This is a genomic window from Pontibacter silvestris (genome assembly GCF_020907275.1).
GTDB classification, from domain to species: domain Bacteria; phylum Bacteroidota; class Bacteroidia; order Cytophagales; family Hymenobacteraceae; genus Pontibacter; species Pontibacter silvestris.
This window is the reverse complement of the sequence record NZ_JAJJWI010000001.1, coordinates 1-25,070: the sequence shown is the minus strand read 5'-3', so window position 1 is coordinate 25,070 and position 25,070 is coordinate 1. Positions and strand designations below refer to the sequence as shown.

At 41.6% G+C, this 25,070-nt stretch carries 25 protein-coding genes; 2 read left to right on the top strand and 23 right to left on the bottom strand.

Annotation, left to right across the window (positions count from 1 at the left end):
- Positions 1-3 precede the first annotated feature (3 nt).
- The 22 genes from LN995_RS00115 to LN995_RS00020 form a co-directional block, all read right to left on the bottom strand.
- Positions 4-540, bottom strand: a complete 537-nt coding sequence (locus tag LN995_RS00115; protein WP_229957293.1) for a gluconate 2-dehydrogenase subunit 3 family protein — start codon at positions 538-540, stop codon at positions 4-6.
- A gap of 645 nt (positions 541-1,185) precedes the next feature.
- Positions 1,186-1,665 carry a DUF4268 domain-containing protein gene (locus LN995_RS00110; protein WP_229957292.1) on the bottom strand — a complete coding sequence of 160 codons (480 nt, stop codon included), beginning with the start codon at positions 1,663-1,665 and terminating at the stop codon, positions 1,186-1,188.
- Between the two features lie 147 nt (positions 1,666-1,812).
- Positions 1,813-2,373 carry a signal peptidase I gene (gene lepB / locus LN995_RS21975; RefSeq protein ID WP_317206910.1) on the bottom strand — a complete coding sequence of 187 codons (561 nt, stop codon included), beginning with the start codon at positions 2,371-2,373 and terminating at the stop codon, positions 1,813-1,815.
- Between the two features lie 8 nt (positions 2,374-2,381).
- Positions 2,382-2,717: a S26 family signal peptidase gene (locus tag LN995_RS21970; protein WP_377470636.1), complete on the bottom strand. Its 336-nt coding sequence runs from the start codon at positions 2,715-2,717 to the stop codon at positions 2,382-2,384.
- Positions 2,714-2,911 carry a S26 family signal peptidase gene (locus LN995_RS22115; protein ID WP_377470638.1) on the bottom strand — a complete coding sequence of 66 codons (198 nt, stop codon included), beginning with the start codon at positions 2,909-2,911 and terminating at the stop codon, positions 2,714-2,716. Before LN995_RS22115 ends, LN995_RS21970 begins: the two co-directional genes overlap by 4 nt.
- 250 nt (positions 2,912-3,161) lie before the next feature.
- Entirely contained in the window at positions 3,162-4,133 is a 972-nt protein-coding gene (gene pfkA / locus LN995_RS00100; RefSeq protein WP_229957291.1) for a 6-phosphofructokinase, read from the bottom strand.
- A gap of 295 nt (positions 4,134-4,428) precedes the next feature.
- Positions 4,429-4,758, bottom strand: coding sequence for a hypothetical protein (locus LN995_RS00095; RefSeq protein ID WP_229957290.1), 330 nt, complete (start codon positions 4,756-4,758; stop codon positions 4,429-4,431).
- Positions 4,759-5,072: 314 nt separating this feature from the next.
- A complete protein-coding gene (locus LN995_RS00090; protein WP_377470640.1) occupies positions 5,073-5,927 on the bottom strand; it encodes a DNA/RNA non-specific endonuclease in 855 nt (284 codons plus the stop codon).
- Between the two features lie 92 nt (positions 5,928-6,019).
- Positions 6,020-7,165 (bottom strand): hypothetical protein, encoded by a 1,146-nt coding sequence (locus LN995_RS00085; RefSeq protein WP_229957288.1) that lies wholly within the window; start codon positions 7,163-7,165, stop codon positions 6,020-6,022.
- Positions 7,166-7,176: 11 nt separating this feature from the next.
- Positions 7,177-7,482 (bottom strand): hypothetical protein, encoded by a 306-nt coding sequence (locus LN995_RS00080; RefSeq protein ID WP_229957287.1) that lies wholly within the window; start codon positions 7,480-7,482, stop codon positions 7,177-7,179.
- Positions 7,483-7,850: 368 nt separating this feature from the next.
- Positions 7,851-8,723, bottom strand: coding sequence for a sugar phosphate isomerase/epimerase family protein (locus LN995_RS00075; protein ID WP_229957286.1), 873 nt, complete (start codon positions 8,721-8,723; stop codon positions 7,851-7,853).
- A 92-nt stretch (positions 8,724-8,815) separates the two neighbouring features.
- The gene (locus tag LN995_RS00070) at positions 8,816-10,120 is read right to left on the bottom strand and encodes a sugar MFS transporter (protein WP_229957285.1); all 1,305 of its coding nucleotides are present in this window, start codon (positions 10,118-10,120) and stop codon (positions 8,816-8,818) included.
- A 99-nt stretch (positions 10,121-10,219) separates the two neighbouring features.
- Positions 10,220-11,137 carry a carbohydrate kinase family protein gene (locus LN995_RS00065; protein WP_229957284.1) on the bottom strand — a complete coding sequence of 306 codons (918 nt, stop codon included), beginning with the start codon at positions 11,135-11,137 and terminating at the stop codon, positions 10,220-10,222.
- 418 nt (positions 11,138-11,555) lie between these two features.
- Positions 11,556-12,578, bottom strand: a complete 1,023-nt coding sequence (locus LN995_RS00060) for a LacI family DNA-binding transcriptional regulator (protein ID WP_229957283.1) — start codon at positions 12,576-12,578, stop codon at positions 11,556-11,558.
- 242 nt (positions 12,579-12,820) lie between these two features.
- Entirely contained in the window at positions 12,821-13,531 is a 711-nt protein-coding gene (locus LN995_RS00055) for a DsbA family oxidoreductase (protein WP_229957282.1), read from the bottom strand.
- Between the two features lie 55 nt (positions 13,532-13,586).
- A complete protein-coding gene (locus tag LN995_RS00050) occupies positions 13,587-14,324 on the bottom strand; it encodes an SDR family oxidoreductase (protein ID WP_229957281.1) in 738 nt (245 codons plus the stop codon).
- 150 nt (positions 14,325-14,474) lie between these two features.
- Complete coding sequence (nudC, locus tag LN995_RS00045; RefSeq protein WP_229957280.1) at positions 14,475-15,416, bottom strand: NAD(+) diphosphatase; 942 nt, start codon at positions 15,414-15,416, stop codon at positions 14,475-14,477.
- A 122-nt stretch (positions 15,417-15,538) separates the two neighbouring features.
- Positions 15,539-16,405 carry a sulfite exporter TauE/SafE family protein gene (locus LN995_RS00040; protein ID WP_229957279.1) on the bottom strand — a complete coding sequence of 289 codons (867 nt, stop codon included), beginning with the start codon at positions 16,403-16,405 and terminating at the stop codon, positions 15,539-15,541.
- Between the two features lie 277 nt (positions 16,406-16,682).
- Positions 16,683-17,111: an RrF2 family transcriptional regulator gene (locus LN995_RS00035; RefSeq protein ID WP_229957278.1), complete on the bottom strand. Its 429-nt coding sequence runs from the start codon at positions 17,109-17,111 to the stop codon at positions 16,683-16,685.
- A 183-nt stretch (positions 17,112-17,294) separates the two neighbouring features.
- Entirely contained in the window at positions 17,295-18,527 is a 1,233-nt protein-coding gene (locus tag LN995_RS00030) for a multidrug effflux MFS transporter (RefSeq protein ID WP_229957277.1), read from the bottom strand.
- A gap of 295 nt (positions 18,528-18,822) precedes the next feature.
- Positions 18,823-19,713, bottom strand: a complete 891-nt coding sequence (locus tag LN995_RS00025) for a dimethylarginine dimethylaminohydrolase family protein (protein WP_229957276.1) — start codon at positions 19,711-19,713, stop codon at positions 18,823-18,825.
- Positions 19,714-19,778: 65 nt separating this feature from the next.
- Positions 19,779-21,131: a D-alanyl-D-alanine carboxypeptidase gene (locus LN995_RS00020; RefSeq protein WP_229957275.1), complete on the bottom strand. Its 1,353-nt coding sequence runs from the start codon at positions 21,129-21,131 to the stop codon at positions 19,779-19,781.
- Between the two features lie 140 nt (positions 21,132-21,271).
- Between LN995_RS00020 and LN995_RS00015 the strand changes: the two genes are divergently transcribed.
- Complete coding sequence (locus LN995_RS00015; RefSeq protein WP_229957274.1) at positions 21,272-21,553, top strand: GNAT family N-acetyltransferase; 282 nt, start codon at positions 21,272-21,274, stop codon at positions 21,551-21,553.
- 39 nt (positions 21,554-21,592) lie between these two features.
- Here the strand turns inward: LN995_RS00015 and LN995_RS00010 are convergent, their stop codons facing one another.
- Positions 21,593-22,552: a CvpA family protein gene (locus LN995_RS00010; protein WP_229957273.1), complete on the bottom strand. Its 960-nt coding sequence runs from the start codon at positions 22,550-22,552 to the stop codon at positions 21,593-21,595.
- Between the two features lie 219 nt (positions 22,553-22,771).
- Here LN995_RS00010 and glgX point away from each other — a divergent pair, with 219 nt between their 5' ends.
- Positions 22,772-24,910 (top strand): glycogen debranching protein GlgX, encoded by a 2,139-nt coding sequence (gene glgX, locus LN995_RS00005; protein WP_229957272.1) that lies wholly within the window; start codon positions 22,772-22,774, stop codon positions 24,908-24,910.
- The last annotated feature ends 160 nt before the right edge of the window (positions 24,911-25,070 follow it).

Sequence of the window (25,070 nt, the reverse complement as noted above, 5' to 3'; positions counted from 1 at the left end):
GAATTAAGCAGCTTGTTTAGATTCTTTTACCGGTACACAACCATAGTAATGGCCCGGAATCATCTGATAATTGGTAAGATTAGTCATTACATATTCAGAGTTCATGTATCCCTGAATGGTGAGTTTTTTAACAAGGGCAAAGAATTCTTTTTGATCATCCTTCCCCGACCGCTCTAGTTTGCCTAGTATTTCCGTTCGCTGAGCAGCATTGCATTCTCCAAAAGATTTTCCAAAATTATTCTGAGTTATATCTTCCACTGTATCTAAGCCTTTTACAAAGCTTTCCAGCACCTCTTGCTCATAGCAGTCTGTTACCATATTGTAGACAAAAAAATGTACATTTAGTTCTTTTGCTCCGGGTGTATCAGTAGCAGGAATGATAGTGTCAACAACTTCTGCTAATAATGTTTCCTGGCCAGATGAGAGTGAAACCGGAAGCGACTGAGCAGCGGCTTTTTTCGTTCCGGTTTCACAGGCAGGAAGAAACATGAGCCCTACGGCTGCTAAAGCCATGTTTTTAATAAGTACTCGTCTTTTCATAAGGGTTAGCGGATGTTATCTTAAACTATTTGTTTACTAATACAGATATGGACAAAGATTAATTTAACATTATCAGGGACCAAAACAATTCTATACCTTAACTCACCTTTGTTTATTATGTACCTCATTAAAAACAAAGGCTTGAAACCCTAGTATTCTTATATTTACTATTGGCACATATAAAGCTCCTTTGAGTTTAATTAAGGTACTTTAATCGCTGTGCCTTCTGCTAAAGAGCTACTCTTCGGTATTCTAACAGCAGTTACTGTCACTACTATTCAGACCTTCTATCATCTTGTGTTTAGATAAATTATTATACAAAATTTATCTTGCTGATAGTTTCACCTGTTTAAGATAACATATTACTATTTTTCAACAACACTAACAAACGTTAAAGAGTTTAAAGATGTTTTTTTGTTTTCCTTGAAAGCCTTCAACATTAAAGATTTTTATTTTATTGCCTAATGAATAAAGATACGCTTGTTGAAAGGAGTTGCAAGCGAACTACTAACTCAGAATGGGATTTACTAAGTCTGATATGGCTTCTGATGTACAGCCTCCTCGAGGGAACCAGGGTAATAAGTTAAAACCTCTAGATTACTGTACTCACATTAGGCAATAGGCCTGAATATGCTCTGTTGAAAATTATTTCAAGCTTTCGAAGCTGTACTTGGCATCGCTCCAGAATTCATCTAAAGCAATAATGCGTGGTTTAAAAAAAGAAATGAGTTGTGGCCAATCATCTTTATTAAATATGTTTACAGGAGCAATCTCTTTGTAAATCCTGCTAACAGTTCTTCCATATTCATCTGAAGTATGCAGGCTCCACTCCCACTCTTCCCCTAATATGTCATGCAGATAGGCTTTCAGCTCTAGGAACTGCTCAAAAAACAATTCCTGTATTTCCGGGTCCGATTGTGTTAATTCTATGGCTATAAAGGCAGTCTTTTTATCTGCATGCATCCTGAAAAATACATCCTTTATTCCCGTCTTGTAATTAGACCAGTTTATTTTCAGACCTTCTGCAGAGGGCTGTGGTGCAATGTATTGCCCAAAGGTTGTCCAGAAAGTCTGACGGAGTTGTGAAGCTTGTTCTCGTGTATACATCTCTGTAAAATTAAGCATTTTGCTTATGAAACGCCACCTTCTGCTCTTTTACAGAAAATGCGCTAAACTTACAGCGCTCACACCAGCATCTAAAGCTTCATGTTATCCTTGATGAGGATAACATGAAGCAAAAAGTAGAGCAGGGAAAAGAATCAGCCATCGGGGTTAATCAATCACAGTAAACAAACGGTCCCATCTGATCTTGTCCAGCAAACTTCCATCAGTATCTGCTGACATCCAGACAAGTATGGCTTTGCCAACAAGATGATCTTCCGGCACAAAGCCCCAATAACGGGAATCAAGTGAGTTGTGACGATTGTCTCCCATCATAAAGTAATAGTTCTGTTTGAAAGTATACTGATCTATCTCTTTTCCATTAATAAACAACTTCCCATTGCGCACTTCAGCATGTTTGTTGTGTTCATAGTATAGAATAGCCTGTTGGTAAAGCGGAAGAGTTTCTGACGTTATAGCTACAGTTGCTCCTGCTTTCGGAATATATAAAGGTCCGAAGTTATCCCTATTCCAGTTGTAAACAGCTGGAGCCTTTGGGAAAGCATCAGGCTCAGCCTCACCAGGCATAAGGGTACATAACCTTACTTCACTTATAAAATCTAAAGCAGCCATAGCCTTCGCTTTTTCCGGACTGGTATCTACTGTGTAGCCGCCCTCTATGTTTATGATATCGGTAATGCCCCGGTCACGGAAAAACTTTTCGCTTAGCACTTTCTCCGTTAACAGAAGGTACCTATACTGTATCTTTTCAGGGTTTTCAACAGGTTTCCCATTAATGTACCCTGCATATCTCGTATGGCAATAGAATCTCCGGCAACAGCTATACAACGCTTAATATAATATGTCTTCAGATCTACCGGATGCTCTACCTCCGGCGGATAGTTAAACACAACCGCATCGTTGCGCTTGATTTCTGAAAGACCAGGCAAACGAAATGAATTTAGCTGTATAACATCAGAATAAGAAGATAGACCAGTACCCCATATAGTCTGATGTGTAAGAGGAAATTGTAAAGGTGTAAGGGGAGTACGAGGACCATAATGCAGTTTACTCACAAACGATGGTCGCCTACCAATAGCGACTTTTCCATAGACGAACTAGGTATGGCGTACGCCTCAAAGGTAGCCCAGCGAATAATAGTGCTGACAATTACGGCAAACATAACTGCATCAGCCCATTCACGGGCTAAACTCTTTTTTGCTTTAGGCTTCGCTTTTGCCTGCGTCTTTTTCCAGAGTTTCATTTTCATATGAATATAGCTTAAGTAAGTCCTATGTAGCCTTTCTTTCACATGAATAACTTATCATATTCAAATTAATTGTATCTGAATATATTTTAAATTATAAAGCCAGCAGAAAAGCACCACCGTATCCGCTGCTGGCTTTATAATATGTATCTTGCTTATGCTTAAACTAATACCGCCAAGTAACTACTTTATCTGCGGCAAGATTTTTTAAGTACTTCCATAGACAACTTCAATAACTCAGGTAGCCTAAAGGTTAGATGGATAGCATTTCCACCATCTGCGTAAAATTAGGGCTCAGGCCTTTCTTCTTTGTGATGGTCTCTTCAAAAGGAGTATAAACAAGGCTTGAGTTTATAGTGCCGGCCATCATATTTTTCTTCCCTTCTATTAACCCCACCACACAGGCAATACCTAGCCTGCTGGCCAGCAAGCGGTCAAAGGCTGTTGGCGAACCTCCGCGCTGTACGTGCCCGATAATAGATACACGCGCGTCCATCTGCGGTAAGGCTTCCATTACCTTGGTAGCTACTTTTGTGGCTCCACCTTCTATTTCTCCTTCAGCAATAATAATAATTGAAGATGTTTTCATACGGTTCCAGCCGGCCCGTAATGTATCAATTATACTCTCGATAGTCACCTTCGCCTCCGGAATCATTACAATTTCAGCACCACCCCCAATGGCGCAAGGAACTGCAATGTATCCAGAATCGCGCCCCATCACTTCAATAAAGAAAACACGCTCATGACTGTCAGCTGTATCACGGATTTTATCAATGGCATCCAGTGCTGTATTAACAGCAGTGTCATAACCAATGGTATAATCAGTACCGTAAAGGTCGTTATCAATAGTGCCTGGTGCTCCTAAAGTAGGTATTCCGTATTCCTCAAAAAAAAGTTTGGCACCTGTAAAGGTTCCATTTCCACCAATAGCCACTAACCCTTCTATTCCGAACTTCTGCAGTTGGTCATATGCTTTCTGACGCCCTTCTTTTGTCATGAACTCTTTACTTCTGGCAGACTTTAACATAGTACCCCCCAATTGCACTATGTTACTTACCGAAGAAGATTCCATTTTAAAAATCTCGCCATTTATCATGCCATTGTAACCACGCTTTATGCCGTACACCTCAAGCCCATGGTAAACGGCTGTGCGAACAACAGCTCTCAGGCAAGCGTTCATGCCCGGTGCGTCGCCACCGGATGTGTAAACTCCTATTCTTTTCATGTTTAGATTAAGCGATATATGCTAAGTTGAGAATTCAGAATTCTAAACTTAATAATTTTATTTGTGCAACGAACTAGAGGTTCTAAAATGTGTTATAAATTGTTAAAGAATTAACATGTTTAACCGAATAGGAGAAGAAAAGTTTTAAATATTGTACAAGCTTTTTTCAACTTATTAAGCTTAGAGCTTACTATATCTTCATGAATTTATACAATAGAGAAAAGCAAAAAATGCTGGCTGAGGGTTACATCTCTCAGCCAGCATTTAGAAAAACCGAATAGCAGGTTGCAAGCTCTTAGCGTGTTACCATTCGGTGAGCCGTCATAGCACCTTTAGATGTTTGCCAGGCTACCAAGGTACTATTCAATACATTCTTTAATGTCTTGTCTAACATCTTTCTTGTTTTTGGCTTGGTAACATCTAAGTGAACACCATACAACTTCTCCTCGTATATCAACGTCTTCTGCTGATTGTAGAACCGAACTACTGAATAGTTTTGCTTTATAGTATTGGTTTCTACTACCCAATTACCAGAAACAGGCTGTGAAACCTGTGCTTCTGCAGGAAAAAATAATGTAGCGAAAATGCCTCCACATAAGGCAGCTTTAAATAATAGCTTTTTCATAGTCTTACAGGTTTAAAAGGGCTTAACTAAATCTTTAACCCAAATTAAGGATTGTAATATCCCCGCTTGCCTTTTAGACCAAACAAACTAAAGATCAGCTATTTTGCCCTAGAAAAACGACAAAGACTTAAATAAGGCTACTCAGACTTTGGTACACGAAAATAAAGCGTTTATCTAAGAATTATAAAGCTAAGGATAACTCTCGCATGCAAAAGAAGAAACTCATCTGCCTTGAAGAATAAAACTATTGTTGTTAAAAAACACTTTAAATACACAGAAATCGATTATCTTATTTTATGTAGATACCCTTATAGCTATGGCGTACTTACAGTGTCTAACCTTTTCTCTATTACCTGTTGTATATCCTCTGGTACAGAAGAAAGTAAATCATAACCGGTTACAGCTTCAATGGCATCTACTGTGGTAAGGTAAGTGCGCCAGTTGGAGTTTAAAGTATTCATATTAGGAGTATCAATAGCTATTACCCTAGTGTTAACCGTGACACGGGAGAGGTCGTTTTGCCCCTCTGGCAAAACTAACAGTATTTTCCAGATGCGACTGGGCACAGTAACTCTTCCTTCATCAATTGTTCTGGCTGTACCATTGCTTCCGGTGCCTCCCGCCCCGTAGCTGCCCATAATCACATATACTTCCTGCCCCTGTTCTACCAAGTCTCGTGTATAATTTTCCAGGCTCGCCCAGGTTTCCTGGTTGTTCCGCGGAGCCTGAGGAACCATGTTTGTCATCAGAAAAGTGGCAGAGTTAGCTTCAGAAGATAGGGTACGATCAGCAGAAGGCACATTATGCCCCCTGTCAAATCCGCTTCTGCTGTAACTGGACCCATTAACACGGTACCAGCCAGTTGGCAAGTTCTCATCAGCCCTAAAGTCATTCTGGCGAGAAGCACTGCCGAGCCAGTCTTTATTTACATGCCAGCTTACCCAATTCGGTGTACCCCTGTCGCGGCTGTACGACAACACATACTGGGGCTTTGCCATAAGAAAGTTATTGTAGTTGATCGTATCTGAGGTTGCCTCACTGGGATTTCCTAAAATAAGGTGTTCCTGCTCAAAAATACCTAAAGATCTATGGGGAGTAACTGCAACCTGTTTACAGCCGAATGTTAAAAGAGTAAAAAATATAAAATAAACTAAGCGGTGTCTGCTCATAAAAATAAAATGTTTGTAATGTTACTCAGCATACTTTGCTTATTGCCGATGTTACATGGTAAAGAACGGGAGTTGCTGTTAAACCTTGTGCATTATTGCTTAAGATTACCAAAAACATCAAAAGGAACAGAAACAATTAACTGCGTCGTCAGCCCTTCTTTAAGGCTGCTGAACTCTCCGCTTTGTGTGCTGGTAAGGTAACCAATTCTTAAGCCTCCTTGCAGACCAGTTGGTTTTCCATCGTCTGTAACTCCGTTTATAAAGTATACCGGAAGTGAAATGGCAAGTCGCTCCGTATCAAAACTATAAGAAGCTAGCGGAGCAATGCCAAGAAAAACAGATTTATCATTATTAGTAGCTACTTTGATGTTGCTCCTATACTCTACGTTTACAATGTTATCACTCTGCCTGACCGGTTCACCAAACACAATATCCTGGCTAATAAAATTGCCGGATGTTCCGAAAGGGGAAATCAGCGTAACTTCATTGCCACTAGCATATGAAACAGTATAGTTGTAGCCAAAAGCCAAATAGGAGTTAAACTTTTCTCCTGTATTCAGAGGCATACCTACAGAAACAGAAAAAGAAGGCGCGAGATGTTCCCTGCTTGTTTCTAGGAGCGATGTAGAGTCAGAAACATAGGTGTGGCTGGTTTTAGTTATAGCATAGTTTACATTAACAAAAAATGGTGACCGCAGCATTATGTTCCTTACCAGTTTTCTTTCTGTTTCATTCCCTCTGCTCAAAATTTCCTGATACGTCAGCAGCCTTGGGTCTTTTATATTGTTTCTGGCTGCGTAACTTTCTTTTGCTTTCTGGAAGTTGTTAAATGAACTGTTAGATACGCTTGCTCTCCAGAATAACTTTTGCAGGCTTAGTCCCACAGTGGTACCAGGGCTAAGGCCCTGCAAACCAAGTAATGTTGCCTCGCTTGCTTCACTGCTAATCTTCTGATCTGCCATCAGGCCTATAGTTAACCAATTGTCGTTGTACTTCAACTCTACTTTCCCATTTTCACCTTGGTTAAAGGCAGAAGACAAACTTATATTAGACACAAAATTTGATAGCAGGTTCATACCAAAGGGACTATAGAACTTTGCTGTCTGTAGTTGTTCTTTATCATGAGAAAGCGTGGTATCAATAAGCTCCTGGGGAACAGAATTATCAACAACCTGGGACAGTAGGTAATTGGGCAGTAAGCAGAGGAAAACAAAAAGTATCAGGTAGTTTTTCTTCATAAGGTTCTCAACTATAGAGTAAAATAAAATCCTCCGCCATCATTATGAGCTTCCTTATACAATGCCTCCTGGAATTCTTCGGGCCAGTCGAACAGTGGAAATGCAGGATGGGACGGCACAACTTCTGCATAAATATGGTAGCTGGCACTTTGTAAGCTCCAGACCCGCCACTCAAACCGGTACTTTACTCCTCTAGTAAGCATAATTCTACCTGCAGCGTTGTCTCTTAAAATAAGAATCCGCTTATCGTTCACCGTATCATGGACATAAAGAACTAAATGCCCTCCTTCTGATTTAGTCTCTACTATTATTTCCATCTTTACAATAACTAAAAAGTGTAAACAGCTTGCTACTGATATAACGGTTTAGGTTTAATTATAGAAAAAGCCCGATTCCTTTACGTTTACATGTTAAATCCGTTAGCCGATAAATACAGGAAGTTAAAAGAAAAGTTCTTTATCTAATAAAAAAACCTCTTCTATAGATAAAGAACTGTCTGGCTGCTACTGAACAACTTACTTAATCCAATTACATGTGATGGTGAAAGCAGATTACAGATTTTTCACCGACTATTAACAGATATCTCTGGACTTCCAGAATAAGCTTTCTGCTTCAAGCAGGTATGAAACAGAAGCTTATTTGAAGCATTTATCAGGGCTATTAATTGATACATCCTGCCCCGGAGTTAGATTTCCAAAGTTGCAGATGCACCTATGTTCCATTGCTTAGCCTTTTTCTTCATAAAAGCTAAACTACCTTTTGCCAAAGCCTCTGGATCGTATTTTGATTTACGCCAAAGAGAGGTAGGGCCAACCAACTCCTTTAAATGGGAAGAAAAGTTTTCCAGTACTAAAGGTCCTGCATAGTTAATGGCCGCTAAAGCTTTAAAAAGATCATCCCACCGCACATTGCCTTCACCCAACATACCACGATCGCTTTCTGTTATGTGTAAATACTTCAGCTTATCCCCTGCCTGCACAACAGGGCCAAAAAAATTGCTTTCCTCAACGTTCATGTGAAAAGTATCCAACATAAGTCCTATGTTATCAACATGCATTCTATCTGTTAACTGAAGTACTTCTGCTGCCGAAGTCAGCACATAGCTTTCGTATCGGTTTACTGGTTCTAAAGCAAGAGTTATATCCCGTAGCCTGGCATAGTCGGCTACTTCAGATAACACATCCTGCAGCATATTTTTTTCAGCATCTGTGCAAGGTGCTCCAGTAAAACTACCTATGGCAGCATATAAAACTCCTCCCAGAAAGTTACCTCCCATAGCCTCTACCTTGTCCAAAGCTTTTTTCAGTAGTTGTGTTGCCTGCTTTGGGTAATGTGGCAAGTGACAATCTTTAGGCAGAATAAGAGAGCAGCGCCCTTCGATACCATGTTTAGCTAACTGCTTTTTTACAGTTTTGGCATCAAAGTCCATAGAAGCAGGAAGAGAAATCTCTACTATATCAAAACCACTGCTGGCTGTTTTTTGAATAGCATATAGCCCTCCTTCGGGTGTCCATTTAGGAATCCAGGAAAGTATGGAAGCTCCAAATTTCGGCATCATATATAATAAATTTACTTGTTGTGAATTGGCTGAAACTGCCAGTTAATGTAACCTAGCCCGGCAGCCGTCATATTGTAAGCAATGTAACTGAGTTAAGCCCGTACTTTATAAAGCTTTACTGCAAACAGGAAAACAACTACATAACAAAGAATTGGTAAATAATAAGCAGAAGCCACATCGTGATTCGCTACAAGGCCCATGATCGGGGGAAACACAGCACCACCAAACATACCCATCACAATAAAGGAAGAAGCTTGTTGTGTATGCCGTCCCAGATCTTTCAGGCCAAGGCTGAATATGGTTGGGTACATAATGCTTAAGAAAAAGTTAATCATCAAGAGAGCTATAAAAGATGACCATCCCCAGCTTTGAGCTACGATGATACACATTAGCATATTAGCAACTGCAAATGCTGCCAGCAGTTTGTTAGGAGCAATATACCTGATCAGGAAGGTTCCCACAAAACGGCCTACCATCATCATCACCATACTAAAAGCAAAATAGTAAGCAGCACTTTCGTCGGTGAGCCCAACCTGCTCGACACCATAGTTAATAAAGTAAGCCCAAACGCCACCCTGCGCCGCTATATTAAAAAACTGCGCCACAAACGCCCACAAAAAATGTTTGTGCTGAAATAAAGTCTTTGGCGCTACGGCTTTACCGGGTTCTGCGGCAACTTCAAAAGCATCGATATCTACAGCATGTGCATCTGTAAGAGGCGGCACTTTTACAAAAGAAAAAGCAATTGCAATACTAGCAATTACCGCTCCTATAACTGTATATAGCAACTTAATAGAGCCTAAACCACCTGCTGCTCCTTCTCCGGCACTAAGCAGGAAGAAGCCGCCAATCAAGGGGCCTAAAACTGCACCTAAGCCATTAAAAGCTTGTGCAAAGTTCATGCGCTGGTCACTGGTTCTTTGGTCACCAAGCGAGGCCACAAAAGGATGCGCTACCGCTTCCAAAGTAGCCAGCCCGCAAGCCAGCACAAATAAGGCTATTCTAAAAAAAACAAAGGATTCGTTGTCGGCAGCCGGCACAAAAAGAAAAGCTCCTAACGCATACAGCACCAGCCCCAGTAGCACACCTTTTTTGTAGCCATACTTTTTCATAAAAAGCCCCGCCGGAATTCCCATAATGGCATAAGCACCAAAAATTGAGAACTGTACCAGCCCCGACTGAGATTTAGAAACATTCAGTACGTTCTGGAAATGCCTGTTCAGTACATCACCCATCGTAATGGCAATGCCCCACAACATGAACAAGGAGACAACAAAAATGAGGGTAACAACATATTTCTTTTCTGTAAAGGAAGGTTTACTCTTTACAGAAACTTGAGGACTATTATTTTCTGAAACAGATGCTTTGGCTTGTACTATTGATTTAACCTTGTGCATGAGATCGTTTGTATTTAAATTTTCTTTCTTATGATTTATCCTGAGCTTATCATCATAATTAGGTGATGACAAGCGGAAACAGAAGCTCTGTTAGCTTGATTAAAGCTTTTGCAGCTCCTTATTCCTTTTGAAGTCTTCCAGTGAATTCAGGTTATAATCAGGGCACGCACCATGATGCATGGTTACAAAAGCAGCCAGTGCTGTAGCGTAAGACAAGGCTACTTTAGGGTGTTCCTTTTCGAGCCTTTTAGCCAGGAAAGCAGCCAGAAAGGAGTCACCACTCCCTACTGTATCTGCCACCTCAATGTTAAATGCTACTGAGTCCTCACGGGAAAAAGGCGTGTAATAGGAGGCTCCTTTGCTACCTTTTGTCACTATTATTTCCTTTATCTGAAACCGGTCCTGGAGTAGTTTAATACGTTCAGCCTCTCTAGTACAATCCTGGCTAAACCAACTCGTTACCAGCTCTAACTCTGCCTGATTCAGCTTCAGCAGGTTTGTTTGCTCCAGTAGCTGCCCAACAGTTTCTTTTTTGTAATAAGGTGCCCGAAGGTTCACATCAAAAACATTGTAAGAAGATATTTCTAGCATCTTCAACAGTGTCTGGTGCGAAACATGGTTTCGTGTTATCAGGCTTCCAAAAACAAAGGCGTTAGCGTTACGCAGCAACGGTACTAATTCTTCTTTGAAAGCAATATAATCCCAGGCCACAGGGTAAAGGATATCGTAGCTAACCTCGTTATTCTCATCCACCACCACATGTACCTCACTTGTTGTGTGTTCTCTATCCTGTTGACAATAAACTGTGGAAAGGCCCCAGCCTTTTAAAAGATTGAGCAGCTCTTCTCCTGCTTCATCATCCCCTACACGGCTCACTAACTTGGTATCAACTCCTAACTTGTTCAAATGATAAGCTACATTCATAGGTGCCCCACCTGGTTTTGCAGCTACAGGTAAAATGTCCCATAAGATTTCACCAAAACAGACAACGGTACTTTTATCGGCAGATTTATTCATGATTGAGATTATGTTAAAGTTAGTTATATAATTAAGCTACTGATTTTGTTTTCTTTATATGAGTCCTATTTAAAACTTTAAAAGGCTGCACCAGTTCGCATTGAACAGCTTAAACGATTAAGCAAAGTTTGCAAAAAAAAGATTCTCATATATAGAACCATCGACAAAATTTCTCTAATATCACTTTGAGTGCATCTGACTTTTATAAGTTGGAAAACAAATGCCAAAATAGTTTTAAGGTGTGAATAGTAACTTCTCTTTAAAACTATTAATTTCCCAAAATTAAAGCCTGCTATTACACAAACACTTGTAAGCCAAAAAAAGTTACTTAAATAGTTAAAACTTTGTTTTAACTATTTAAGTAAAACACCTCACCAACTCATCTTAGCTCTAAAACCAGAGGTGGTGCATAACCGCATTATTTTTTATTCCCGGACGACTCCCTTATAATAAGCTCCGTGTCCAGGTTACTTATATCTTTTACACTGTCATCTTTTATAACATCCAGTAAAAGTTTTACAGCACTTCGACCTAACTCCAGCATAGGTTGCTTAACATATGTTATAGGGCAGTGATATAAATCATAGGCCTCTGTTTCATCAAACCCTACAATAGCAAGTTTTTCGGGCACCATTATTTTTAAATTCTTTATGTGCTTTAGCCCATTAACAGCCAACTTATTAGACGCAAAAAACAACGCATCTATAGGCTCACTTAAGGAGAGTAGTTCATCTATCTGTTGCTGCACTTCTTCTTTCAGGTTGCTTTCCCTTGCTTCTTTTATCAAACTTTGGTCATCTAAAAGATTACTGTCTTCTATCGCTTTTTGATAGCCTTTGACCCGCTCCTGCAAATGAAACAGCTTTGTTTTATAAGTGATCATACCTATGCGCCTGTACCCATTCCGAATGAGGTGCATAACGGCCTCATAAGCTGCCTTACAATTATCAATAGCGACATAGTTTGCAGGAACAGAAGGAAAATAACGGTCAATAAGCACAACTGGAATATTGTTCTCTTTCAGATAAAGTATCTGCGATTCAGAATCTTCTGATGGGGCAATAATAAAGCCGTCTACCTGCCGGTTAAGCAGTACGTTAATCAGGTCCCAAGACTTATCTGCATTCTCATCAGAGCTGCCAAAAATAACTGTGTAGCCATTTCGCTTAGCTTCATCTTCAATAATACGGGCAATGTTGGCAGAATAAGGGTTTGATATATCTGCTACAATTAAACCAATGGTATATGTCTTACCGCTCTTTAAACTTTTAGCAATCTGGTTAGGCTGATAATTAAGTTCTCCGGCTGCCTTTCTGATTCTGGCAGCCATTTCTTCCCCTACCCTCTTTTCCTTTTCCTGGTTATTTAGTACATAAGAAACCAAGGCAGTAGAAACTCCTACATGTTGTGCTATATCCTTTAAAGAGACTTTTCTTTTCATGCCTATCTCAGGCTATATATTTTGTGTTGTACCTATTCAAATGTTAATAATAAGCTTAATCGTTTAACATAACAAACATTTGATAGCTTTTTTTTAATCAGCATTACTACTTCTAGACTCACGTCCACAGTAGTTACCTTTATAAGCGCTTGATTTTTAACTCACAAAACAACAGCACCAGAAAGCACGATTTTTTTTCATACCTCTGGTGCCGCCCATTATAAAATCACCATGCCTGTTCTTTACACAGCACAGGCTCCGTCCGAACAGGAAGCGTCATCACTACCTTTTGTATCTACAGGGGCAGCTACGGCAGATTGCTCTTCTTGCCAAACCTTTTGCAAAGCTTCCAGGAATAACTCGCTGGGCTGTGCTCCTGAAATGCCGTATTTATGGTTAATCACAAAGAAAGGCACTCCCCGGATACCAAGATTCTGTGCACTCTGGATGTCTGCTTTTACCTCGTAGGCAAAAGCATCTGAAACCAGCATTGCACGAACTTCTTCCTCCTGAAGGCCCACCTCTGCTCCTAACTGTACCAGCGTATCCTGATCCTGAATATTTTTGCCTTCTGTAAAATAGGCAGACAGCAACCTTTCTTTTGCCTGATCCTGCAGGCCATGCTTAGCTGCTAAATGGATGAGGCGATGCCCATCAAACGTATTGGCGACAACAGCATGGTCGAAGTCGTAGTTCAGGCCAACTTCTTTAGCCATATTTGCCATGTGATCATTCATCTGCTTCGCTTCCTCACGGCTTGTTCCCTTTATTTCGGCAAAAAAGTCATAGAGGTCTTTTCCAGGTACCTGTTGCACATCCGGCTGTAGCTGAAAGCTATGCCACTCTACCTCTACCTCCTCTTTTCCTGAAAATTGCACCAGTGCATTTTCAAACTTCCGCTTTCCGATGTAGCAAAACGGACACATTATATCTGACCAAATATTTACTTTCATAAGTTCAGTTCTTTTTAGTACCTATAATCAAAACCCGTACCTGTTTTTGACCTGCTTAGCGATTATTCATCTGGGCGAAGATAGCATCAATCTCTTCCCTGGATGCTTTTCTTGCTCTCTCTGAGGAGCCATAGCCAATTTCCAGCTTGCCTTCTTCTATGTCCTTTATAACAGAATCCGCAAACTCATCGAGCGGTTCGCCAAATGTATGTAGCCCCACTCCGCCAAGATCTGTTTGCACGGCAGGCGGTGCAACTTCAATAACCTTGATGTTTGATTTAGATAACTGATGTCTTAAGGACATTGTAAAGGAATGAAGGGCGGCTTTGGTTGCACCATAGACTGCTGCAAAAGCAGGAGGGATAAATGCCAGCCCGGAAGTAACGTTAATAATAGCCGCATTCTCCTGTTTATCTAAAAGCGGGATAAACAACATAGCCAGGTGAATCGGAGCTTCCAGATTGATGGCTATTTCCTGCTGATGCTTGCTCCACTCTTCGGTATTGCCCACAAAAGGTACCCGCCGCTGAATACCTGCATTGTTAACAAGCACATTCAAATCAGGAAATTCACTTGTTGCCCAATTAAACAAATCAACACGCTCAGACTCTTTCGCCACATCACACACGCGGGTATGCAGCTCCGGATATTTCTGTTTTGCCTCCAGCAATGTTTCTTGTCTACGGCCACAGATGATGACTTTACTACCAGCTTTCAAAAATCGTTCTGCGAATGCCAAGCCTATTCCTGATCCGCCACCTGTAATTAATATTGTATTTCCTGATAAATTCATTCTAATGATCTTTTTGATTTTAATTCGCCTAAATTACGAAACCTTCCGCAAGCGTTTAGAGCTCTGGCAGCAAAGGGTTCAAAAGGTTTTCCTCTTAGTTTATACTTCTTTTTCTCCAGACAAGGTTTATTGTTATCTCTACCACATCATTTACCGCTGCGCCAGCCCTTCCAGCAGTTCAGCAAAGTTATAGTTCGTGTCCTGGTTAAACCAATCTCTGATAAGGCGATAAGCGATAGAAACAGGGGGCGGCAAAATGAGGCTATTATTTTGTAAGCCGTCAACAATTTCATCCCTCGTAAACCAACGGGCATCTTCCAGCTCATGGCTATCAACTCTTATATTGCGGTTACGTGCCGTAGCCGTAAAACCAACCATAATTGATGCCGGAAATGGCCAGGGCTGCGATGAATGATACCGGATGTTTTCCAACTCTACGCCTGTTTCTTCCAGAGTTTCACGGGCTACAGCTTCCTCCAAAGGCTCTCCGGGCTCCAGGAAACCTGCTACAGTTGCGTACATACCTTTTGGCCATTGTGGCTGCCTTCCCAGCAGACATGCATCCCCCTCAGAAATAAGCACAATAATAGCAGTATCTGTCCGGGGGAACTGGCGCTTGCAGCAGTTGCTACATGCTCTAACATGTCCTGCCTCAGTGCTATAGGTCAGGTTGCCGCATTCAGGGCAGTGGGAATGGCGTAGGTTCCAATGTACTATGCCGCGTGCGTAAGCTAACAAAGTGCTCTGAGGCCGTGGCAGTAGCATTGCAGTAGTTCTAAGATCTGCCAACACGGCACCATCCGTTAAATAAGGCGCTATCTCTTCCTGCTGCTTTTCAAAACCTAAAGCAAAATAGGCAACGCCCTCTTCTACGCCCAAAAGCACCCGCACTTTTGCTATCTCAGCCAATTCCTTAACTTGCTGATGGTTCAGGAACACTGCTTCGGTATTGCCTTGTCGTAAAAGGCTCTTTGCATCACTTACTACTACAAACAACGAGGACTCTCTATCCCAAAGCTCCTGCATCAGCTCTTCGTTTTTCCGTTGTTCGGAAAGGCGGTCTAATGTACTTCCAGAAAAAAAATTATCCATAGTTCCCTTTTACGTCAAATGCCGGAATCATCATTAAAATTTCAATGATAATTCTGGCATCGTCAACACGGTACTTCTATATACTATTTATGCTTTTCTCTAATCTTTATAAAGGATATTCATTAAAAAATACTTTTATAAATCGTATAAACCGAAATGGTAACAATCAATAACCCAACTGATAACATCAATGTTTTGGCTTCTACCTTTTTAGCGGCTATGGCTCCAATTGGGGCAGCTGCGACTCCCCCCGTAATAAGACCTATAATTACTTTCCAGCTGTCTATGCCGACAAAGAAAAGGAAAACTCCCGTACTGAAAAAAGCCACGAAAAACTCTGCAGTGTTTACCGTCCCGATAGTTTCTTTAGGGGTCTTGCCCTGAAAAATAAGATTTGTAGACACAATGGGTCCCCAGCCTCCCCCACCGATAGCATCTAAAAAACCTCCCACAAAACCTAAAAGCGACAGCCTCTTCACTTCTTCTTTCGCCTTTACGGGCTTAAAACTTTTTACAACCAACACTACTCCCATTATCAGCAAATAAGAAGAGATGTATGGCTTTATCACACCGCCATCAAAAATGTCTGACACTAGGTAAGCACCTATTATAGCACCTATGGAACCAGGTACAGCAATTTTAAAGAACAGGCTTTTATTTACATTATTGAGAAACAAATGCGACAAGCCTGACACACCTGTGGTAAATACCTCAGCTGTGTGAACACTTGCCGAAGCTACTGCAGGCGGAATGCCAAAGTTCAGCAATAAAGTGGAGCAACTGATTCCATAGGCCATACCGAGCGTGCCGTCTATAAGTTGTGCCAAGAAGCCAGCCACTACAAAAATAAAAAAGCTGCTGTCTAACGTCCATGCTTCGGTAGCACTATCAGAATACACCAAGACTTTTAAAATGAGGTACAGGATTAAGCTTATCTTTAATACTATAATGACGCCACCTATGGATTTGAGGGAGAGTTTCGTTACCACTTTTTGTTCATGCTAGTTTTCTTACATCTCTAAATTTCACAGCTAAAAGCCTATTGTTCAAGCCTTATGCTGTTAACAGTAAAAGCACAGGAAACATTATTTTATGTTCTATATTACATTTACTCCTGCAATACTATATAATATCTATAAATTTAGTATGATTTAAGTAAAAAAACATTTGAAGCCTCTAATATTTATAAGACTTTCTCGGGCAAGCATATTTATGAACCAGAAATTATGGAGTAGTTAAAATTTAAAAAGATTGACTTATGCGCTATTAATTCAAATAAGCATTGATAGCCTGCATGTCGCTTAAGTAAGTACCATCCAGAATATCGGCAGTAGCGTCTCTTACTTTCTTCATGACAATTCTAATCTCGCAGTTGGCTTCATCAATGCACTCGTCGCACTTTCTATAATACAGATGGCTAACGCAGGGAATAGGTGCCAAAGGGCCATCTATCATGCGGATAATGTTTCCCACAGATACCTCTGATGGTGATTTTGCTAAAGAGTATCCCCCATTCTTACCTCTAACGCTATGCAGCACACCATTCATTTTAAGGTCAACCAATATCGCTTCCAGGAATTTACGTGGAATACGCTCTTTTTCTGAAATCTCAGAAATAACAGCAAGTCCTTTATCCTGATGCTTGGTAAGATAAAGAAGGGCTTTTAAAGCATATTTTGCCTTTTTTGAAAGCATAATAATGTACTAGAATGGAAATACCTCAAAGATACATATTTAAGATGAATCACTCACTAAAACCCCTTCCCACTGCCTTTCGGGAAATATTCAGATAGAGACGTGTTACAAACATAAACCGCCCTGCTAATGCAAAGGCGGTTTATATTTGTCTTTATTTTCTTGATACCCTATTATATAAGATTAAAGCAGCACTGAATTATCCTCTTCCACCTCACTCCTACTGGCTCTGTAACGCACTACTCGGTTGCCAAGCAAAAGAATAATCAGGCCCACTGCGGCACAAAGCATCATAACGCTAACCATAGGTAAAGTGGTACCATTGTGAAGGAAACTTACGGCAGCAGACGTTAGACCACCCATTCCCATCCGAAAACTTCCCATCAAAGCAGCAGCACTACCAGCATGTTTAGAAAAAGGGGCCAGCGAAAGAGCTGTTGCATTGGGGTTTGTTAACCCTTGTCCTGTTAAGAAAATAAACATCAGTATAATCAGGCTGTACATACCGTACCAGCCGTACCAGGCACCTATAACCAGTGCCAAACCCACTGCAGTTTGGTAGAACAGGGTAAAATTAATAATCTGCTCACTTTTAAACCTTTTTAACAAGCCATGGTTAAGCTGCGTGGAACCTATCATGGCAAAAGCAAGGAAAGCAAATATCCAGCCATACACCTGCTCACTTACACCATAAATATTCATGAACACATCGGCAGAACCCGCTATGTAAGCAAAAGGAGCAGAAGTGGCTATACCCCCTGCCAAGGCATAAATCAGAAATTGGGGCTGCTTTAGTACGGTCAGGAAGTTTGTGATTACTGGTTTAGGCCGAAGCGATATAGAGGGGTCAGGCTGCTTGCCTTCCGGTAAAACAAAATGCACTGCTATCAGAATAGCAGCAGTAATAATAGCAAGAATAACAAAGACTGCATGCCAGCCTAGCGATGCTGTTACATAGCCGCCAACTGTGGGCGCAATCATAGGCGAAACTGCGATAACCAGGGTAAGCATTGAAAAGGCCTGTGCTGTTTGGCTTACTGGAAACAGGTCGCGCACTAGTGCCTGTGCAGCCACCATACCGGCACAGCCTCCTATGGCCTGCAAAAAGCGCATTGCAATCAGAGTGTCAACAGATGTAGTGTAAGCACAGCCTATTGAAGTGAGAATGTAAATAACCAAGCCTACATATAAAGGAATTTTTCTACCGAACCTATCCAGCAAAGGCCCATAAAGTAATTGCCCAACCGAAATACCAATAAAGTAACTTGTTAAAGACAGTTGAACTTTTGCAATGGTGGTGTTAAAATCTTCCGCAATAGCCGGAAAACCTGGCAAGTACATATCTATAGAAAAAGGGCTGATGGTTGACAGCGCCCCTAGAATCAGAATAATAATGAAGTATTGTTTACCTGTCATAATTTTTAAATAAGTGGCAAAGATACAATCATAGTTAGAACTTTACTTAGTCCTATGCTCTATGTACGCAAGTTATTCCTTGACAATAACCTTTATATCAGATAGTATTTGAGCTATCTGTTAAGCCTGAATTTAAAAAAAGGTCATTAACTAAAGCAGTAGAACAGGCATGGCATAAGAGAAGCGTACAGCCTCAATAAAACTACTCTGCATTTTTATTACTACCCCATACGAAAGCAGAGATAAACGATAACAGCTGTAATAACATTTACAGTAACTGTACTAAGAAAGGATCTCAGATTGTTGGCGAACTTGTTCTGAGCAATGGTAAAGTGCAGCACCTAAACGAGCCTCCTGTGGCAGGTGCCCCATTAAAGTTGATTTCTATCACCTCAATACCCACTTGCCGCATCAGGTTATTTACTCTTTTGCAGTCAGGATGACTCCTGCTGATGACTTTATTTCTGGAAAGCGACAGCACATTGGTAGCCAAAGCCTGCTGCTCCTGTTGGCTCACTTCTATTAATTGATATGTTTGTTTAATCTCCTTGGGAATTTCTCTGAAACCATCTGAATAAATCAAGGCATTGTTTTCTCCCACAGGGTTAAACATACAATCGAGGTGCAGTACATTTTCTCCTTCTGACAGTGCTTTGGCATAAACAGGTATTACATCAAACTCATCACCAAAGGTTGCTGCCAGAAAATCAAGCCCTTCCTCATTCGTCCGCTGAGAAATACCCACCCATACTTTGCCTTTATCCACAATTATATCTCCCCCCTCAATAAAACAAGTCGGTGAGTCAGGTATAACAACATTAGGCTCATGGCTCCTTTCATCGTTTATAAACTGAAAGATACCTGCAACCTCATATCTTCGGCTTTTCTTTGCCATGTTACAAATGAGAAAGCGCTTGCCTATTGCAACACCCAAATCACGGGGGGTAAGCTGGTCATAAACAAATTTACCTACATAACCAGGTACCAGCACTTCTACACCTGCATCATTCAGCACCTGCCTGAACTGCTTAAACTCTGTTTCAAGTAAGCTGTTTTCAGGAAGCCCTTTCTTCTGCTCTTCATTCACCAGTTCAGTGTAAGCAGGTACTTTTCTGTATCCCTCATACCTTCCGATAATAACTCTTCTTAAAGTATCTGTTTCGTTATACTGCGACAGTGCTTCCATTCTTCTAGTAAACGTGCTTTAGCTCTAATTTAGAGATTCCAAGGGCAGAACAGGCTACGTTATGACTAATACCGCTCATGTATTTCCGTCATGATACGCACCATTTCATTACGGATATCAGAGGAAGAACCTCTGAAGTTGTTATTCATAAAACTATAGTAAAGTGTTTTTCCACTTTTTGTAATTACGTAACCGCTCTGGTTATGCACATGCGACAGTGTACCGGATTTTCCATAGATAAATGGTACTGGAGCTTTATAAATACTACGAAACGTACCTGGTCTGCCACCGGCAGCTAACAACTTAAACAGCTGTTCCCGTGTGTGTTCCTGCTCCAGTTTCTGCAATAACGCAATAATGCTGCGCGGCGTAAACATATTAATGGTAGACAGACCAGAGCCGTCTACCCAAACAGGCTTATCGGGTAAGTCGGCAAGGTAGTTTTCCATAGAGTATTTAATTGCTTTTTCGACCGAAAGTGTGTCAGAAATTGTACCGGAGCAGAGTATCAAGAGCTGCTCTGCCAACAGGTTATCGCTTACCTGCAACATGCGCTTGTATACGGTATCAGCAGGTAAACCATAAAATGTTTGTGCATCCTGCGGCACTGGTCTTTTTAGCCATTCCACAGAGCGCTTTAAGGTGTCTGCCAATAGCTGAACAGTCATTTCCGGCGAGGTAATAAAAGGCACTTCCACAGAGAAGCTTGCGTTAGCAAGTCTGGGGAAATAGGCAATGTTGTTGGTTCTCCAATCCCGCACAAAGTAATTTCCTGAAGTACTACCGGAAGAGTCAGTATGTACCATTGGTTTAAAAAATGAAGGCGTAGTTGTGTAAGTGCTACTGTATTTGCGCACAAATTTTACAATGTTTCCATGTATGGGGAACACACTTCGCTCCGGCTGATAATAATAGTTATAGTCGTCCCAGCCCCAGTTAACGGCAAAAGGAGTGCTGGCAAAAGGTGTATTGATGTAGTAAAGCTTTTCAGGTCGGTTCTTCAGGAAATCATAAGCCAGGGAGTTCTTTACATCCATATGTGTAAAGGTAGGGTCGCCAGTGCCCCAAAACAGAAGCGAATCAGCATGCACGGCATACTTTAGTGCCGGAATAGAATCGCCCATCATTTTTAAGCACGTGTAAAACGTAAACAACTTAGTGTTTGAGGCAGGCACAAAATACTTATCGGCGTTATGCTCAACCACCATTTGTTCTAACTCCGGGTCATACAAAGCAAAACCAACAAAGCGGTTATAAAACACTTCTGATGCCATTATCTGGCGCTTTATTTCCGCTGGCCCAAACGGGATTGTAGTTGAGGCAGCAGGAGCTTTTTTGAAAGTGTTACAAGCTAGCAACAGTAGCAGACTCAGGCACAAGAGCAGGCATAAATAACGCTGAGAGGAAAAATTTAACATAGGTGTTGTCGGCTTGGGAGCTATAAATAATCAAAAAAAAAGCATATTTCCGAATGTCTCTGGTAAATATCCATACCCTCCTTTACTTAACATCATTAGAGATTATGCGTAGCAATAGTCTCACTAAAGATTAAAAAATCATGGATATATCGGTAGAGCACGAAAAAGAATTTCAACAATTTACAGCTAAGGTCGGCGGAGAGGAGGATGCGGAACTGGCATATGCCATGCCTTCAGATGATCTGATAGACTTTACCCACACGTTTGTGCCTAAAGCAGCTCGTGGGCAAGGTATAGCCGACAAGCTTATAGAAAAAGGATTACAATATGCCCGCCAAAACAACCTGCGGGTAGTGGCCACATGCACTGTTGTAGCAAAATACCTGGAGGACCATCCGGAGCAGCAGGACTTGATGCAGTAAGTTAAACTCTTTAGCGGCAACTCTTACCTGGTGTTGCCGCTAATTCCTAAAATTCTGCGTAATCATTAAGCCACGGCCACTGCTTTCTATAACCCCTATCCCTACCCTGCCGAACCTTTTTTGCAGAATATTAGCCCGGTGCCCCGGAGAGTTCATCAGGCCATTGTGCGCAATAGGTAGAGTAGGTGCCAAAGCAAGATTTTCCCCAGCTGCCCGAAAAGACACTTCTGCCTCTCTCATCCGATCAAAGGCATCTTCACCTTCAGGCGAATAGTGTGAGAAATATCCACGGCGAAACATATCGGCAGAGTGTAGGCGGGCCACCCTTCTTAAAGCCGTATCTGCTTTTAATGGTTTAAGTCCGTTTGCGACACGCTCTTCATTAACCAATTCCAGCATTTCTGCTTCCAGATCAGGTCTTGGTTTAAAGCTTTCTGTCTCAAATGGCAGCTCAATAAACTTTTCAGATTCCGGATCAACTGTAAGCTTTGTTAACGTACGCTGTGCCGCCTCATCAAAAACCGGGGCAAGCGCCATTTCTATACGGTCTGTATAAGAAGCCAGCTTGTTTGTAAGTTTGCTTTCCTGCACATTGGTTTCTAAACTACCAGACATTGGTACAGCCAGTAAAAGCACTGCTACAATAGTAGCTGTTATTAAGCCACTAAATAAGCCAGGAATAACGCCCAGTACCTGGTTCGATTTGCGGGTATGAATGTTTTGCGGAAGCTTCTGAAGAATAAGCGTGCCAAGGTACTGTACAAGAATACTTGCCACAATTGTCACCAATAAAAAAGAAACTGGGGGTATCCAGACTTCGCTCCAGTTGGTGTTGCCAGTAAGCCAGTCAGCCACGTAAGGGTAAAATTTTAATCCTATCAGCAAACTTCCCACCCATCGCACCAGGTCAAGTAGCCCCAGAATAAAGCCCCGATACCATCCGCTTACAACACTGGATAAAATTATTAATACGATCAGGATGTCAATATAATTTATCATAGTCTTGTCTTATCAGTGCTAAGACTTACGGATCAAGGGTGCTTAAGGCCAGCCACTCACCTTTTAACTGTCGCGTTAAAAGCGGATAAACACAGTTTAAATAGTCATTTAGCAGGGGATGCTGTCACAATCACACCATTTTATGTAAATATTTCGTACACGAAAAAGCTTTATTGATAAATAAAGAATTAGACATCCCCTTAAAAAATTGAATTATATATGAATACAACAGTATACCCTGGCAGTCCTTACCCATTAGGCGCCACCTGGGACGGAAACGGAGTAAATTTTGCACTTTATGCTGACAATGCTACAGGTGTGGATTTATGCCTGTTTAATACAGCTGAAGATGAGACAGAACAAGTAAGAATAAAACTAACGGAGCGTTCCCATCAGGTGTGGCACGCTTATTTACCCGATGTCAAACCAGGGCAGTTGTATGGCTATAGAGTACATGGGCCTTATGAGCCGGAAAACGGGCATCGGTACAATGCAAATAAGCTCTTGATTGACCCTTATGCCAAAGCCATTGCCGGTACTATTGAGTGGCACGACTCACTCTTTGGGTATGAGTTGGGACACCCGGACGAAGATTTTAGTTTTAACGAGACAGACAGTGCCCCTTACATTCCAAAATGTGTGGTGGTAGACCACAACTATGATTGGGAAGGAGTCAAATCTCCTAAGACACCTTATTATAAATCAATCATCTATGAAACGCATGTAAAAGGGTTTACTAAACTACACCCTGACATACCTGAGGAAATCAGAGGCACCTATGCAGCCCTGGCGCACCCAGTTACCATTAATTATCTGAAAGAGTTAGGCATTACTGCTATTGAGCTAATGCCTGTGCACCATTTTGTAACAGACCGTTACCTGATGGAAAAGGGCCTTACCAACTATTGGGGCTATAACTCTATTGGTTTCTTTGCCCCGGATGTACGTTATTCCAGTAGCGGCGTGTTCGGAGAACAAGTGACAGAGTTTAAGGATATGGTGAAGGCTATGCACAAAGAAGGCATTGAGGTTATTCTGGATGTGGTGTACAACCATACGGGTGAAGGAAACCACATGGGACCTACGCTGTCTTTCAAAGGCATTGACAATGCCTCCTACTACCGCTTGGTAGAAGACAACAAACGGTACTATATGGACTACACCGGTACCGGCAACACTCTGAACGCTAACTTGCCTAGCGTTCTCCGCCTTATTATGGATAGTCTGCGTTACTGGATAACTGAGATGCACGTAGATGGCTTCCGCTTTGACCTTGCTTCTACGCTGGCACGGGAGCTACATGAAGTAGACCGGCTAAGCTCCTTCTTCGATATTATCCATCAGGATCCTATTATCTCACAGGTAAAACTGATTGCAGAGCCTTGGGATGTAGGTGAAGGCGGTTACCAAGTAGGGAACTTCCCTCCGGGCTGGACAGAATGGAACGGAAAGTACCGCGACTGCATACGCGACTACTGGCGTGGAGCCGACAGTATGTTAGGCGAGTTTGCAGAACGCTTTACCGGTAGCTCAGATCTTTACCAAGACGATTATCGCCGCCCTACTGCCAGCGTTAACTTTATAACTGCCCACGATGGCTTTACGCTTAATGATTTGGTGTCTTACAACGAAAAGCACAACATAGAGAACGGAGAGGATAACAATGATGGAGAGAGCCATAACCGATCATGGAACTGTGGAGCGGAAGGGCCAACAGACGACCCAGCCATAAAAGAACTGCGCGAACGTCAGAAACGAAATTTACTTACCACGTTATTCTTATCGCAAGGGGTGCCAATGATGGTGGCAGGTGATGAAATTAGCCGCACACAAAAAGGAAATAACAATGCCTATTGCCAGGATAATGAAATCTCATGGCTGAACTGGGAAAAGGCAGACAAAGATTTATTAGCCTTTACGCAAAAGCTGATCGACTTACGCAAAAAGCATCCTATCTTTTGCCGCCGCCGTTGGTTCCAGGGCTTGCCAATAAAAGGTGTTGGCTTAGATGATATTGCCTGGTTCCTGCCAGAGGGCAAAGAAATGACAGAAGAAAACTGGAACCATGACTTTGCAAAATCTCTTGCCGTTTTCCTGAACGGACAAGGTCTTCGTTCACGCGGCCCTAAAGGAGAGCAGATTGTCGATGATAGCTTTTATGTTATTTTTAATGCCCATTACGAGCCGCTAAATTATAAGCTACCACCTAAGAACTATGGCACCAAATGGACGAAAATAGTAGACACCAGCGAAAGCCGGGTGGAAGAAGAAGGGAAAGCCTATGGCCCTAGCAAAACCATTAAAGTTGAAGGACGCTCGGTTGTAGTGTTGCATCATCCGGTGAAGAAGCCTAAATAAGCTGTAGCACAGTACATATTTTAGTTTTCAGACGATAAGTATAAAGAGCTTCAACCACTGGCTGAGGCTCTTTTATTTAACTGGAATTCCTGTTATGTATTCTCCTAAAGTTAGTGCCATTAGCCATAGCTTTATGGGTATTCCTTCAGAAGTAATGATG